Source organism: Cellulosimicrobium cellulans (assembly GCF_016907755.1).
GTDB classification, from domain to species: Bacteria; Actinomycetota; Actinomycetes; order Actinomycetales; family Cellulomonadaceae; genus Cellulosimicrobium; species Cellulosimicrobium cellulans_D.
This window is the reverse complement of the sequence record NZ_JAFBCN010000001.1, coordinates 594,857-609,727: the sequence shown is the minus strand read 5'-3', so window position 1 is coordinate 609,727 and position 14,871 is coordinate 594,857. Positions and strand designations below refer to the sequence as shown.

The window sequence follows — 14,871 nt, the reverse complement described above, 5'->3', positions numbered from 1 at the left end:
CCGCAACCGCTGGGCGCGGCCCTGCCGCGCGAGGGAGAACCGTGGTCGCGCGACGACGGTTCTCCCTCGCGCGGCCTGTCAGTCGCGGCCCGCGGTCCGTGTCCCGCGTCGGCGGGCGTCGGCCATCAGGGCCCCCGTCCCGACGAGCAGGACGGCGAGCACCGCGGCGGCCCCGACGCTCGCGCCGGTCGGCGGGAGGCCGCCCCCGCCGGTGGCGCGGAACGCGTTGGTCACGCTCAGGTCGACCTCGGCGGCGTCACCCGTCGGCACGGTGAACTCCTCCGATGTGGGGGTCCCGTCCTCGGGGTCGACCGTGACGCCGGCACCGCCCGCGACGGTGAGCGTCACGGCCTCGGCGTCGCCGGCGTCCGTCTCGCTGACCGCGCACGTCGCGCCCTGGGGCACGAGCGCGTAGACCGCCGTCCAGTCGTCGGCTGCCGAGAGCGTCCGCTCCGCGCCGCCCGGGATCACGACGTCGGTCTCGACGCCGTCGACGTCCCACGTGCACGCGAGCGTGACCACGAACTCGTCGTCGCGGTGCTGGGACGCCCCGGGGCCGGCGAGCTGCTTCGTCACGACGACCCGACCGGCGTCGAACGTGTTCGTGACCGTCACCTGAGCCGGGTCGGCGCCGACGGTGGCGGCCCCCGGCTCGCCGCCCTCCACGGACGCGGACACCGTCGTCGAGGACGCGCCTCCCGTCGCGGTCTCCGTGACGACGCACTCCGCCCCGATCGGCAGGCCGTCGAACACGGCGACCTCGCCCCCGGTGATCGTGCGCTCGGCTCCGCCCGGGACGTCGATCGGCTCGCCCAGGAACGTGCACTCCGCGGTCACCGTGAAGGGTCCGGCGCCGAACGCCTCGCCACCGTCGCCGTCCACGACCTTGGCGACCTCGATCGCGCCGGCGTCGTAGGTGTTGGTCACGGTCACCACCTGCGCAGGCGCGGGGAGCACACGCTCCTCCACCTGCACGGGGTTCGGCTCGACCGTCACCTCGGTGGCGCCGCCGGTCTCCGTCTCCGTGACCGTGCACACCGCGCCGACCGGGAGGCCGAAGTACACGCCGGGCAGGCCCGGCCCGAACGGCCGCTCGGGGCCACCCGGGACCTCGATCTCCGCGCCCTGGAACGTGCAGGAGATCGACGCCCGGTACGGGATGCCCTCGAGCGGGAACTGCGCGTAGAACTCCTCGAGCTGCGCGATGAGGGCGGCGAGCTCCTCCGGTGTCGGCGGCTCGTCCGGCAGGTCGGGCAGCGGCGGGATCTCCGGCATCGACGGCGCGAAGCCGGCGGCGTCCCCGTCGACGGCCTTCTCCAGCAGGAGCGGGGCGGTGAGGAAGGTGTTGGTCACCGTGACGGTCGTCGTGGTCGGCGACCCGTCCGCCGCCGCGGGCGGCACGACGACGTCCACGGACGTGCCGTCGACCGGCTCGCCGCCGTCCACGCTCATCGTGACCTCGGTGGCCCCGAAGTCGTCGGTCTCCGTGAGCACGCACTCCGAACCGACCGGCAGGTCCTCGTACACGGCCGGCTGGCCGGGTACGAACGTCCGCATGGCGCCACCGGGGACCAGGATCTCCACCGGCTGCCCCTCGGCGTCCTCCCCGTAGGTGCAGGCGAGCGTCACCTCGAACGGTCCGGGCCCGTAGAGCGCGCCGAGCCCGTCGAGCTCCTTGTCCACCTGGACGGTGCCGATGTCGAACGTGTTGGTGATGACGACGTTCGCGACGTCGCCGCTGCCGACCGTGACGCTGTCGGGCACGACGACGGAGCCTGTGGCCCCGGCGTCGTCGACCTCCTCGACGTCGCACACGGCGCCGGTCGGCAGGTTCGCGACCTGTGCGGTGAGCGGCCCAGCACCGCCGAGCACGACCTCGCTGTCGTAGACCGTGCGCGGCGCGAGCGGCCCGTCGCCGTCGTCGTCGTACGTGCAGACCACGGTGACGGTGAACGGTCCGCTCCCGTACGCGGGGGCGCCCGCGCCCTCCACGACCTTCTGGAGACCGATCGCGCCGACGTCGTACGTGTTGGTCAGCGTCACGTCGTTCGTGCTCGCGCCGAGCACGTCGGGGGTGAGCGTGACGTCCGTCGTCGGGCCGTCGGTCGTCACGGGGTGTCCCGGCAGGCCCTGGTCGACGGTGATCGTGACCGACGACGCGTTGCCCGTGCCCGACTCGGTGACGGTGCAGACCGAGCCGACGGGCAGGCCCGTGAGCTCGATCGTCTCCCCGTCCGCGATCGGGAGGTCGGTCATCGGGTTCTCGGCGTCGTAACCCTCGGCGTACACGTCCGCGCCGAGGAAGGTGCACTCGACGTCGACCGCGAACGGCCCGAACGGCACCGGGTTGCCGTCCTGGTCCACCGCGTCGGTGACGACCTCCTTGGAGACCTCGATGCTCGACAGGTCGTACCGGTTGACCGCCGTGATGGTCGTCGGGTTCTCCGGGTCCTCGCTGTCGATCGTCACCGTGCCGACGATCAGCTCGGTCTCTCCGTTCGTCCCGTCCTCCGTGATGGTGCACTCGGCGCCGTAGGGGAGGTTCGGCACGACGGTCGGCGTCCCGGGGACGACCGTGATGGGGATCGGGTCCAGCACCGTCTCGACCCAGGTGCCGACGGCCGACGTGCACTGCACGTTCAGGGCGAACGAGTCGGGTGCGTTGTCGGCCCCCTCGCCCGTCACGACCTTGTTCACCGCGAGCGGCCCCGACGCGGCCGCGACGCCGACCTTGGTGCCCTCGGTCGGCAGCATGTTGAACTCGGTCCCGTTCTGGGCGACCCCGACACCGGACGCGCCTGCGGAGTTCCACGCGATGGACCGGTCGCCGGCCTCCGGGACCACGGGCGGCGTGGTGGTCGAGGCCTCCAGGGCGACGAACTGGCCGGGCCGGAAGAGCTGGTCCTCGGGGAACGTGATCACGTTCTTGATCGCCGTGACCGTGAGGAGGGTCTCCGGGGTCTCGCTGCCCGTGAGCGGTGCCCAGCCGGTCTCCGGGTCCGTCGAGCACACGGGCTCGTTCACCGGGTCGTTGATGTCGTCCATGCAGTAGTCGTCGACGGTCGTGTAGAAGTACTCGACCGTGGCACCGGGTGGGGCGTTGATGACCCGGGGCGGCGGGTCGCTGGTGAGGAGCGGCGCCCACGCGGAGTCTCGCGGCTCGCCGGTGGCGTACGACCCGGTGTCGCCCGGCGCGGGCAGCCGGTCGTAGATGACGACCTTGTCGAGCGGCAGGTTCCCGACGTTGGCCACGCGGATGCGCCAGGTCTCGTCGTGGCCCGGCGCGATGACCGGCGTGCAGGGGTAGGCGTAGAAGCCGTCCGCACCCGGGGTGCAGGTGTAGGCAGGGTCCGCGTAGGCCGGATCGACGATCACGTCGAGCTCGTCGTCGTCCGTGGCCTTGACGAACTTCGACTGCGAGATCGCCGCGCCGGGGATGGTCGTGACGTCCGAGTCGGCCTCGCACGCCCCGGTCTCCTCGTTCAGCCGGGTGACGCACTCGTCCCACGGGCGGTCACCCGTGACGCCCGCCGTGTTGTTCACCGTCGTACCGGCGTCGAGCGTGACGCGGAACTGGACCTGGACCGTGATCGTGTACGTCTGGCCCACCTCGAGCACGGTGCCCTCGGGGAACGTGAACGTCAGCCCGGCGAGGTTGCCGTCCTGGTCGACCGTCACGTCCGCGGCGTCGGTGGGCATGGGGGTGCCGTTGGCGGGGTCGGGCGCCGCACCGGCGAGCGTGTACGAGAACGGCTCGGCGACTCCGTCCGCGAGGCGCAGCTGCGGCCCGTCGGGGTCGGCAGGCATCGGGTCGTCGACGATGACCGGGTCGACGATCGCCCGGTCCCCCGTGTTCGTGACCGCGATGTGCATGGGCACGACGGCGTCCGGCGCCTCGGTCCCGCCCGTCACGGTCCCGTCGAAGTCCTTGACGATCCGGACCCCGTTCGTCGCGTGCTGGTAGAGCATCGAGGCGGCCGCGTCGTCGTCGTCCGAGACCGGCACCGTCTCACCGGTGCCCGGGTCGACGACGAGGTCGGCCCCGGTCACGGTGCCCTGCACGTCGTTGCTCGCCACGCCCGGCGCGTCCTCACCGGGTGCCGGGGCGTTCGCCGCGAGGTCGGGCAGCACGGGCCCTCCCGTGCGGAGGTCGTCGCGACGGAGGATCTGGATCGGGACAGGCTGCGTCGGGGTCGCGGGGTTCTCCCAGATGGCGCCGTCAGCGCGGGTGAACGTGAAGCGCAGTCCCTGCACGTCCTCCGGATCGACGCCGTCCGGCAGCGCGAACGTCCCCGACGGCTCGCCGGTGACCCAGTCGCCGCCCGTCACCGTGACGCCGTCGGCGTCCCCGGTGAACGTGCCGCCGGTGAACGCGTCCACCTGGACCTGGTCGATCGGGGTCACGAGCGCGGCGCTCGGGTCGAAGCCGACGACGTCGTACTGGTTCCAGAACTGCGGCTCGTCGTCGGTGAGCACCATCTCCACCGCGCGGGACGGGCCGAGCGGCTGCCCCGTGAGGGTCAGGACGACGGGCGTCTCCGACTGGTTCGCGCCGTGGAACGGCTCGACCACCGTCGCGGGATCGAACGACTTCCCCACCGCGAGCTCGATGCCCGCGGTCTGGAGGGTCATGTCCGCGCCGTCGTTCGCGAGGCGGACGTCCTGGTCCGTGCCGCCGGGGTCGTTGATCGTCGCCGCAGACCCGTTCGGCACGGGATTCTCGTCGACGACGATCACGCCGTCGTCGCCGTAGACCGGCTCGTCCGTGTACCGGTCCGTCTCGCGGAGCTGGAGCGTGAGGGTCATCGACCCCGAGGCGCCCGGCTCCACCAGGCCGTCGTAGGCGACCTCGAGGCCGACGACCTCCGCCAGGACGGCGGGCGCGAGCGCCTCGGCCGCGGCCTCGTCGAACGTCGCCGTCTCGCCCTGGGCGTTGGTCAGCGTCACCGTGGTCGACGTCGCGCCCTCCGGCGGGGTGAGCGCGATCGAGGTCAGGGTGAACGTGTCGAACGGGTGCGTCCCCGGAGCGGTCTGCACCGCGCCCGAGCCCTGGTCCGCGGGGTCGACGAGGCGGAGCTGGTCGACCTTCGCGTTCGAGGCGTTGGTGCCGGTGACGGTCACCGTCGTCGACGGGTAGAACTCGGCCGGCGTGCCCGGCGGGGGCACCGAGATCGGGCCGCCCGACCAGTCCTTGGTCACCGTGACGTTGAGAGGCTGGTCGATGATGAGGACGTCGTCGTCGTCGGCGTCGGTGAACTCCTCGCCGTCGAACGTCGCCGTCCCCTCGGCGATGTCGTTGACGAGGCCCGGGTCACCCGTGTTGTACAGCGTCCCGTTCGTGGAGCCGAGCGCGGGAGAGCTGTCGCTCCGCTTGTAGTCGCGGACCTTGAACGTCAGGTCGAGGTGGCGCCCGTCCGCCTGGGTCGACCGCGCGACGCCGTCACCGGCTGCGGGCGCGAGCGGGTCGGCGGGATTCGTGCTGCGAGACGGCGACTCGGTGTACGTGAGCCGCACGGACGTCGCGGACTCCTGCTCGGCGGCGCTCAACGTGTAACCCGGGAACGTCCCGTCGCACGCCTCCGGGCACGGGTCGCCCGACGCGGGGACCCACGCACCGTCGATGAAGAGCTCGACGCTCTCGACCTGGTCGTACTGGATCAGCGGGTCGTCGACGGCCACGCTCACCAGGTCGAAGGCGTCGTAGAACGAGTCGGCGACGTCGGTCGTCTCGGGGTTCTGGATGTCCGAGACGACCATCGGGTCCACCCCCGTGAAGCCGCCCGTCGACCACGTGATCTGCGCCGTCACCTGGTCGTCGGAGCGTGCCAGCACGCTCACGGGCTGCTCCCCGAGGAACGTCTTGTCGATGAAGTCGCCCGGGCCGTCGCCGTCGACCGGGAAGGGGTCCACGGTGGCGCAGCCCTCGGCCGGTTCGGTGGGATCGACCGTGCCCGACGACGCGCTGGACGCGCCGCAGTTCTCGACCGGGTCGTCCCAGCCCTCGGGTCCGGTGAACTCCGCGACGAAGTTCGGCTGGAACGAGGTTCCCGGCGGGAACCCGTCGCCCGTCGAGTCGTAGACGAACTGGACCCCTTGGGCGTCCGGCGGCAGGTCACAGCTCGCCGTCGTCGGGCCGGTGATCGGGCTTCCGCAGTCGGGCGCCTCGACCCACTCCGAGCCGTCCCAGTAGTTGATCGTCAGCGTCGAGCCCGCGGGGACGTCCGTGCTCCGCACCGACGTCGCCTCGAAGTGGTCCCAGAACGCGTCGGGATTGTTCGGGTCCGTCGGGTCGGAGATGACGACCTGGTCGGCGTTCGTGGTGGACCCGTCGGGTCCGAAGGGCAGGAGCTGGCTCGGGAGCTGGACGATGACGCCCTGACCCGGGACCGCGGGGATCGTCGAGGGGGAGATGAGCTTGTCCGTGCTCGTCGCGAGCCGGTCGTTCAGCGTCACCAGGTCGGCGTCGGCCGTCGCGTCCGCGTTGGGGACGTCGGCGGAGACCTGGTTCGGGTGCGTGACGTCGTCCGGCACCTGGTCCGGATCGGTGTCCGCGGTGAACGGGATGACGGCCGCGCCGCCGGTGACGATGTTCCCGGTGAACTCGACGCTGAACCCGACGACCTCGCACCCGCCGGGCGGGTCCGGCAGCGTGTTCGGCGCCGTCGCCGGGATCGGGTCGGTCGTCGTGCCGTCGGCGCACGTGAACGTCACGGCCGCCGCGGTCGCGTTCGCCGGCCACTGCACCCCGGCGCCGGCGCCGTCCGTGCCCCACCCGGTGAACATGATCGGGTCGTCGCCCTCGAACGGGCTCGGCGTGCCCGGGGCCGGCTCGGTGACGGTCAGCGAGGTCACGGGGGTGCCCGTGTTGGTCGCGCCGAGCGTCACGGTCGTCGGGTCACCGGCGCTCACGGTCGCCGGGTTGAAGCTCTTCGACGCCGTGACGGAGTTGTTGGGCGGTGTGATGACGTAGGTGTCGCTCGCGGTCGTCGGGTCGGACTGCCCCTCGGGGTGCGTCACGAACGACGAGGTGTCGTTGGTGACGGTCGTCGGGTCGGTGAGGTCCTCGACCGTGTCGCTCTGCTGGACGTTCACCGGGATCGTCGCCGTCGCGCCGGGCTGGATGTCGCCGCTGAACGTGTACCGCACGCCCTGGACCGTCGCCGGGTCGACCGAGTCGTCGAGCGGCTCCCACGAGTCGCCGTCCCAGTACTCCTCGGTGACGGTGTCGGCGTTCGGGGGCATCGTGATGGTGCCGGTGCTCACGTACTCGAGGTACGTGAAGGGGTTGGGAGTCGCGGTCGGGTCCACCGGGTCCTGGATCACGAGCGTGTCGACCGGGTCGTTCGACTCGTTCGTCGACCCGATCGTCATCGTCGCGGGCGTGCCCGGCGCGGCGAGCGCACCCTCCGGCTCGATCGTCTTCGTCGTCGTGGAGTCGAGGACGAGCGGCACCACGGGAGTGATGTCGTCGCTGGCCTGGTTCTGCGTGGCGTTGTCGGAGACTACGGTCGCCGTGTTGGTGATCGGCACCCCGTTGGCGGAGTACGGGATGTCCTCGGACACCTGGGCGGTGACGAGGATCTGCACCTGACCACCGTTGGGCACGCTGTTCGCCGTGTAGGTCACGGTGTCGCTGTCCGGGTCAGCCACGAGGTTCGGGTTGGTCGCACCGCCGCCGCTCTGGATCGACGCGCTCACCAGGTCGAGGTTGTCGGGCAGCGGGTCGGTCATCGACGTCGGCGTGCACGGTGTGTTGTTGGGGTCCGAGCAGGAGATGGAGACAGCCCACTGCACCTGCTGGCCCGGCGCGTAGGGGCCGGTGCTCAGCTCGGTCTTCTGGATGCCCCACGTCGCAGCCGACGCCGGCACGGTCGGGACGAGCACGAGCGGCAGGGCGAGCAGCAGGGTGCCCGTCGCGGCCCACACCCGCCGCAGCCGGATCGCTCGACGCTCGCGCCGTGCCCTGCCAGCCCGTGTCGTCCTGTCCGCCGTCCGGCCACGCCCCATCGTCTGTCCTCCGCTCTCACCCGCTCCGGCGCACCGCGCCGTGCGCCCCGTCGCCACGACGGTGCCACACCGCTCAGGACCCGTCCTGTCGAACGCGGGCGAAAACCGGACCAGCGGGGACCACCCGCCGCGGGGTGGGTCAGGGCGCGTCGCGTCAGGGGGTGACGATCGCGAAGTCGGGGTCGCCCGGGTCGAGGACGGCGACGAGCCGGGCCAGCGCACCGACGTCGCCGGCCACCTCGATGCCGGCCGCGGCGAGCCCGTCGGGCGTGACGGCGCCCGTCGCGAGCGCCGGGAGCGCCTTGCGGGTCGTGGTGAGCGTCGTGTCGGCGTCACCGCGCTGCGGTGCGGCGCTGTAGGTGAGGGCGCCGTTGCGCAGCCACAGGCGGTAGCGCTCGTCGGCGTCGGTGAGCACGACGTCGATCGACAGGCTCTCCTCCCACGCGCGCGGCCCGTCGACCTGCACCGCGAGGGCGTCGAAGAGCATCGTCGGGGTGAGCGAGGCGACGATGTCAGGCGCCGACGCGACGGTCGGGGTGCCGAACGCGCCGTCGCGGAGCTCCGTCGCACCCGAGAGGTAGACGCTGCGCCACGTCCCGTTCTCCGCCCCGTACCCGAGCTGCTCGAACGTGTCGGCGAGGAGGTCGCGCGCCGCGGCGTGGTCCGGCTCGGCGAACACGACGTGGTTGAGCAGCTCCGCGACCCAGCGGTAGTCCCCGTCGTCGAACGCCGCGCGGGCCCGCTCCACGACGGCGTCCGCACCGCCACCGAGGGCGACGTAGCGCTTGGCCTTCTCCACGGGCGGGTGCTCCCACAGGTGCGCGGGGTTGGCGTCGTACCAGCCCATGTAGCGCTGGTAGATGGCCTTGACGTTGTGGCTCACCGACCCGTAGTAGCCACGCGCGTGCCACGCGTTCTCGAGCGCGGGCGGCAGCACGATCTGCTCGGCGATCTCGGGCCCGGTGAGGCCCTGGTTCAGCAGACGCAGCGTCTGGTCGTGCAGGTAGCCGTAGAGGTCGCGCTGGAGCGAGAGGTACTCGCGGATCCGATCGTTGCCCCACGTCGGCCAGTGGTGCGACGCGAACACGACCTCGACCTCGCCGCCGAACAGGTCGATGGACTCGGTGAGGTAGTGCGACCACACGTGCGGGTCGCGGACGACGGCGCCGCGCAGCGTGAGCAGGTTGTGGAGCGTGTGCGTCGCGTCCTCGGCCGCGCACAGCGCCTTGTGGTCGGGGAACCAGACGAGCATCTCCGACGGCGCCTCGGTGTCCGGCGCCATCTGGAAGACCATCCGGACGCCGTCGACCGTCTCCTCCTGGCCGGTGGTCGTCACGAACAGGGTCGGGGGGATGAGCGTGACCGTCCCCGTCGACGTCGTCTGTCCGAGCCCGGCACCGACCTGGCCCTGCGGGCCGCGGGCGAGCGCGGCGCCGTACATGTAGCCCGCGCGGCGCGACATCGCGGTGCCCGCGTAGACGTTCTCCGCGATCGCGTGCTCCGTGAAGCCCTCGGGCGCGACGACAGGAACGCGGCCCGCGTCGACGTCCTCCTGGGTCGTGACGCCCTTGACCCCGCCGAAGTGGTCGACGTGCGAGTGCGTGTAGATGATCCCCATGACCGGCCGGTCGCCCCGGTGCTCGCGGTAGAGCGCGAGCGCGGCGGCCGCCGTCTCCGTCGAGATGAGCGGGTCCAGGACGATCACGCCCGTCCTGCCCTCGATGAACGTCACGTTGGAGAGGTCGAACCCGCGCGCCTGGTAGATGCCGGCGGTGACCTCGAACAGCCCCTGCTCGGCGACGAGCTGGGACTGCCGCCACAGGCTCGGGTTGACCGTGTCCGGAGCGTCTCCCTGGACGAACGCGTAGGTGTCGTTGTCCCAGACCACACGGCCGTCGTCCGCCGTGATCGCGCCGGGCTCGCGCCGGGCGACCAGGCCGCGCGTCGCATCGTCGAAGTCCTGCGTGTCCGAGAAGGGGAGCGTCCGGAGGAGGGCGGAGTTCTGCGCGACGATCGTGGGCGACGCGGGCTTCGGAGTCGACATGTCTCGGAGCATCGCACCGGCCCGTGGAGACCGCACCCGCAGCCCTGCGGGATCTGCCCGGCAGGTCGGGACACGCGCCCCTGGGGCTCGGGACGCCGCCCGGCCGACGCTGCGGGGACCGTCGCGGCACGTGGCGGGCCCCGGCCGCGGGATGGGCGGCCCGAACGGAAGGTCGTCCCATGCAGGACAGCTCGCTCACCGCCCCGTCGCCGCTCGCCGGCGACCCGACCCGCCGCTCGCGCGGCACGACGCCCCGCGCGTGGGCCTGGACCGGCGTCGTCGCCGGGGTCCTGGGCCTCGTCTCGATCCAGTCCTCCATGGCGCTGGGCGTGAACTGGGAGGAGACGGCCGGGGACGCCGACGCGATCGTCGCCGACCTCGCGGGCCGCACCGGGACCCAGATCCTCTTCCACACCGCGACGATCGCGTGCGCGCTCCTCGTCCTCGTGTTCGCCGCCGGTCTCAAGCGCCGGCTCGACGCGCAGGCGCCCGCGGGGTCGCTCCTGCCGACGGTCGCAGGCTGGGGCCTCGTGCTCGTCTCGGTCGCCGGGCTGCTCGGCTCGGGCCTGGACACGCAGTTCCTCTTCGGCCTCGGTGACACCGCGCTCATCGTCCCCGAGTCGGGCGCCTTCTACAGCGACTGGGTCGCGACGATCCCCTGGCTGTGGGTCGGCGCGGGTGTCGCGGGCGTCGCGCTCGGCGTCGCCGCGCTGCGGCACGCGGCCGCGCCGCGCTGGATCGGCGTCGTCGGGTTCGTGCTCGGCGGGCTCGCGCTGCTCACGGGCGTGTCGCCGCTCCAGTACATGGCGGGCTTCGTCGGGCCGATCTGGCTCCTCGTCACGGCGCTCGGCTTCGCGCTCGGGGACCGGCGCTGAGCGCGACGCGCGAGATCGGCAGCTCCTGGCGAGATCGGCGCGTCCGGTCGAGGTCGGCGGTCCGGACCGCCGACCTGGGCTCCGACCGCCGATCTCGCCGTCGACCGCGGCCGGGTGATCTCCCGCCCGGGCCCTTCTCGCCGCGCGTGCCGCGGCCCTACCGTGGGCCCGTGGCCGACCCCAGGCCCGGCCGCGCCGGGATGCCCCGCACGGGCTGGACGATCGGCGTCCTCGCCTGGGTGCTCGGCGTGTCCGCGCTCGCGCTCCAGCTCACGTCCGGGGTGCCGCTGCTCCTGGGCGACCTGCTGTTCGTCGTCGTCGACGCGACCGTCGCCCTCGTCTACGGGACCGTCGCCGCGGTGATCCTCGTGCGCCGGCCGCACGTCGTCGGGTGGCTCGTCGCGCTCGCCGGGCTCGGGGGCGGGGTCGCGGCCCTGGGCGGCGCGTGGCGCAGCTACGCCTCGACCCACCCCGGCCTGCCGCCGCTGACGCCGCTCGCGGACGCCTACGGGTGGGCGTGGGTCCCCGGGACGGTCGGGCTGTTCGTCCTCGTCCCGTGGTTCGTGCGGGGCGGGCGGCTCGGCGCGGGCGCCTGGTGCGGGGTCGCGGGCGGCGTCGCGTCGATCGCCTACTTCTTCCTCGCGCCCCCGGACGACCCGCGCCCCGCGATCCTCGGCGTCGTCGTCATGGGGCTCGTCACGGCCGCGGCGACGGCGTGGCGCTGGCGGCGCGGGCCGGTCGACGAGCGCCGGGGCCTGGGCCTGCTCGCGCTCGGGACCGCGCTCATGGCACTGTCGTTCCTCCCGCTGCTGGGAACCTGGTCGAACCCCGACGTGATCCTCGCGCTCCCCCTCACGCACCTCGCGTGCCAGGCGCTGTTCCCCGCCGCGATCCTCGTGTGCGTGCTGCGCAACCGGCTGTGGGGCATCGACCTCGTGCTGTCGCGCGCGACGGTCGCCGCGATGCTGGCCGTAGGCCTCGCCGTCGTCTACGCGGTGGTCGTGGTGCTCGCGACGACGGTCGTCGACGGCCCCGCCGCGCAGGTCGTCGCGGCGGTCGGGGTGGCGCTCGCGGTGCAGCCCCTGCACACGTGGCTGCGGCACCGGGTCCGCGCGCTCGTCTACGGCGAGGGCAACGACCCGGGGCGGGCGGCCTTGAGCGTCGGCCGCCACCTGTCGTCCGCGTCGACCGCCGACGACCTCGTCGTGAGCCTCGCCGTCGGCGTGCGCGAGGCGCTGCGCCTGGAGAGCGTGACGATCGAGCGCACCCCGGACGGCCCGACGACGACCGGCGTCCCCGAGGACCCGTCCGGACCGACGTGGTCCGGGCCGACGTCGCGCCCCACCGGGCAGACGGCCTCGCTGCCCGTGACGCACGGCGGGCGGGTGCTCGGGCGGGTCCACGTCGTCGCCCGCGCGGGCGAGCGCCTCGACACGCGGACCCGGGACGCGCTCGTCCAGCTCCTGCCCGTGCTCGGCGCGGGCCTCGCGCTCGCCCAGGGCGCGCGCGAGCTCGAGGAGGCGCGCGACGCCACGACCCGCGCCCGCCTGGCCGAGCGGCGCGTCATCCGCCGCGAGCTGCACGACGGCGTCGGGCCGTGGCTCGTCGGCCTGCGCCTGGGGCTTCAGGGGGCGCGGAACACGCTCGAGACGGACCCTGCCGCGGCCGCCGCCGTGCTCGACGCGCTCGGTGCCGAGGTGGCGCAGCGCGTCGAGGACGTGCGCGCCCTCTCGCGGAGCCTCCTGCCGCCGTCGCTCGACGAGCACGGGCTGGAGGTCGCGCTCGGGGAGCTCGCGGGGCGTCAGGCGCTCGGCGGGTTCGTCGTGGACGTGCGCTGCGACCCGTGCGACGGCCTCGACCCGCGCGTCGCCGCAGCCGCCTACGCGATCGCGAGCGAGAGCGTGGTCAACGCGGCCCGCCACTCCGGGGCCGACGAGTGCCGCCTGACCGTCCGGCTCGGCGACCGCTGCCTCCTCGTCACGTGCGAGGACGACGGCCGCGGGATCGCCCCCGACGCGACCCGCGGCGTCGGCTCGCGGTCCCTGCGCGAGCGTACCGACGAGCTCGGGGGGCGCCTGGACGTCACGCCGGTGCGGCCCGACGACGAGCGCCCGGGCACGCGCGTGCACGCCACCCTGCCGCTGGTCCCGGCCGGGGCGCTCACCCGCGAGGGTGCGTCGTGATCCGGGTCGCGGTCGTGGACGACCACCCCGTGTTCCGGCTCGGGATGGCGGCGCTGCTGGACTCGTTCGACGGCGTGCGCGTCGTCGGGCAGGCGGCGACCGCCGCCGAGGCGCGGCGCCTGCTCGGACTCACCCCGTCCGTGGCGTCCGCGGACGCCACGGTGGGCGGGACCGCCGAGGAGGAGGCGCGGGGACCGGACGCGAGGGCCGACGTCGTGCTCATGGACCTCGACCTGGGCGACGGCTCGGGCGTGGACGTGACGCGCGACCTCGTGCGGGCGCGTCCGGCCGCGCGCGTGCTCGTCGTCACGATGCACGAGGACGACGACGCCGTCGTCGCGGCCGTCCGCGCCGGGGCGCGCGGGTTCCTCGTGAAGTCCGCCAGCCCCGCCGAGGTCGAGCGCGCCGTCCACGCGGTGGCCGACGGCGCGATGATCCTCTCCCCGTCCGTCGCCGACCGGGCGATGGCGTACGTCGTGGGCGGGCGCACCGCCGCGCGCGTGCCGTTCCCACAGCTCACCGACCGCGAGCGCGAGGTGCTCGACCTCGTCGCGGCCGGGCTCGACAACGCCTCCATCTCACGCCGTCTGGTGCTCAGCCCCAAGACCGTGCGCAACCACGTCGCCAACGTGCTCGCCAAGCTCGCCGTCCGCGACCGCTCCGCCGCGATCGTCCGCGCCCGCGAGGAGGGCCTCGGCACCGCGAGGTAGAGCCCTGGTCCCGCGCAGGAGAACGGTCGTTCGGCGGACCGGCCGCCTCAGGCGTCGTCGTCCTGGATGACCGACAGCACGTTGCCGGCGGGGTCGGTGAACCACGCGATGAGCGGGCCGCCGCCGCGGAAGACGAAGTCGTCGTCGGTCTCGACCGGCGTCCCCGCGTACTTCTCGAACGCGACGCCGCGCTCGCGCAGGGTCGCGACGGTCCCGGGGACGTCGTCGACCGGGAAGTTGAGGACGGTGAACGACGCCGGCTCGTGCGCGTCGCCCTTGGGGTAGACGAGCACGCCCGAGTCGCCCGGCACCCGGATCCACAGCAGGTCGTCGCCCTCGACCGTGAGCCCGAGCAGGTCGCCGTAGAAGTGCCGCGCCGCATCGACGTCGTCGACCGAGAACCCGCTGAACGCCTTGCCGAGCATGTCTCCTCCTGAGGTCGCGCGGGCCGGGCGGCCCGCTCTCCCCAGGGTCGACCGGCGCGGGCGCGCCCGCTCATCGGTCGCCGCCGAGGTCACGCCTCCCGGCGCAGGTGCAGCAGCGGGAACGGGCGCCCCTGGTCGTCGGTCGCGGATCGCCCGAGGATCACGAACCCCTGCGCGCGGTAGAAGCCGAGCGCGGCCGGGTTCTGCTCGTTGACGTCCAGCTCGAGCACGGCGTGGTCGCGTCCGACGTGGGCCAGCAGCGAACGGCCGATGCCCTGCCCGTGGAGGTCCGGGTCGACGAACAGCATCTCGACGCGGTGCCCGACCGTCCCGACGAACCCCGCCACGCGACCGTCGCGCTCCGCGACGGTCACGTCGACGGCGGCCAGGTACTCGTCGCGCACCCCGGCCTCCAGCTCGCGGACGTCCTCGGGGGTGAGGAAGTGGTGCGTGGCCTCGACCGCCCGCCGCCACACGCCGACCAACGCGTCCGTGTCGTCGGGGCGGGCGGGGCGGAGCAGGACGTCGGTCATGGGCCGAGCCTGCGGCCCCACCCTCGACGGGTTCAAGCCGATTGATCGACCAGAGCCGCGCAAGGACGCCCTTGGTGCCTGCATAGATATCTGT

Annotated in this window: 7 protein-coding genes; 3 read left to right on the top strand and 4 right to left on the bottom strand. The window is 73.5% G+C overall.

Annotated features, from left to right (window positions below; genetic code table 11):
• Window positions 1–78: 78 nt before the first annotated feature.
• Both JOE63_RS02630 and JOE63_RS02625 read right to left on the bottom strand, forming a co-directional pair.
• Window positions 79–7,926: a DUF5979 domain-containing protein gene (locus JOE63_RS02630; protein ID WP_204538917.1), complete on the bottom strand. Its 7,848-nt coding sequence runs from the start codon at window positions 7,924–7,926 to the stop codon at window positions 79–81.
• Between the two features lie 235 nt (window positions 7,927–8,161).
• A complete protein-coding gene (locus tag JOE63_RS02625) occupies window positions 8,162–10,051 on the bottom strand; it encodes an alkyl/aryl-sulfatase (protein WP_204538915.1) in 1,890 nt (629 codons plus the stop codon).
• A 179-nt stretch (window positions 10,052–10,230) separates the two neighbouring features.
• Between JOE63_RS02625 and JOE63_RS02620 the strand changes: the two genes are divergently transcribed.
• The 3 genes from JOE63_RS02620 (at window position 10,231) to JOE63_RS21595 (ending at window position 13,819) form a co-directional block, all read left to right on the top strand.
• Window positions 10,231–10,926: a hypothetical protein gene (locus JOE63_RS02620; protein WP_204538912.1), complete on the top strand. Its 696-nt coding sequence runs from the start codon at window positions 10,231–10,233 to the stop codon at window positions 10,924–10,926.
• 170 nt (window positions 10,927–11,096) lie between these two features.
• Entirely contained in the window at window positions 11,097–13,109 is a 2,013-nt protein-coding gene (locus tag JOE63_RS21600; RefSeq protein WP_204538909.1) for a sensor histidine kinase, read from the top strand.
• Window positions 13,106–13,819 carry a response regulator transcription factor gene (locus tag JOE63_RS21595; protein WP_087470608.1) on the top strand — a complete coding sequence of 238 codons (714 nt, stop codon included), beginning with the start codon at window positions 13,106–13,108 and terminating at the stop codon, window positions 13,817–13,819. The genes JOE63_RS21600 and JOE63_RS21595 overlap by 4 nt, the downstream gene beginning before the upstream one ends.
• A 47-nt stretch (window positions 13,820–13,866) precedes the next feature.
• On the opposite strand, the gene JOE63_RS02605 is transcribed toward JOE63_RS21595, so the two are convergent.
• Entirely contained in the window at window positions 13,867–14,244 is a 378-nt protein-coding gene (locus JOE63_RS02605; protein WP_087470607.1) for a VOC family protein, read from the bottom strand.
• 89 nt (window positions 14,245–14,333) lie between these two features.
• Window positions 14,334–14,777, bottom strand: a complete 444-nt coding sequence (locus tag JOE63_RS02600) for an acetyltransferase (RefSeq protein ID WP_087470606.1) — start codon at window positions 14,775–14,777, stop codon at window positions 14,334–14,336.
• Window positions 14,778–14,871 lie beyond the last annotated feature (94 nt).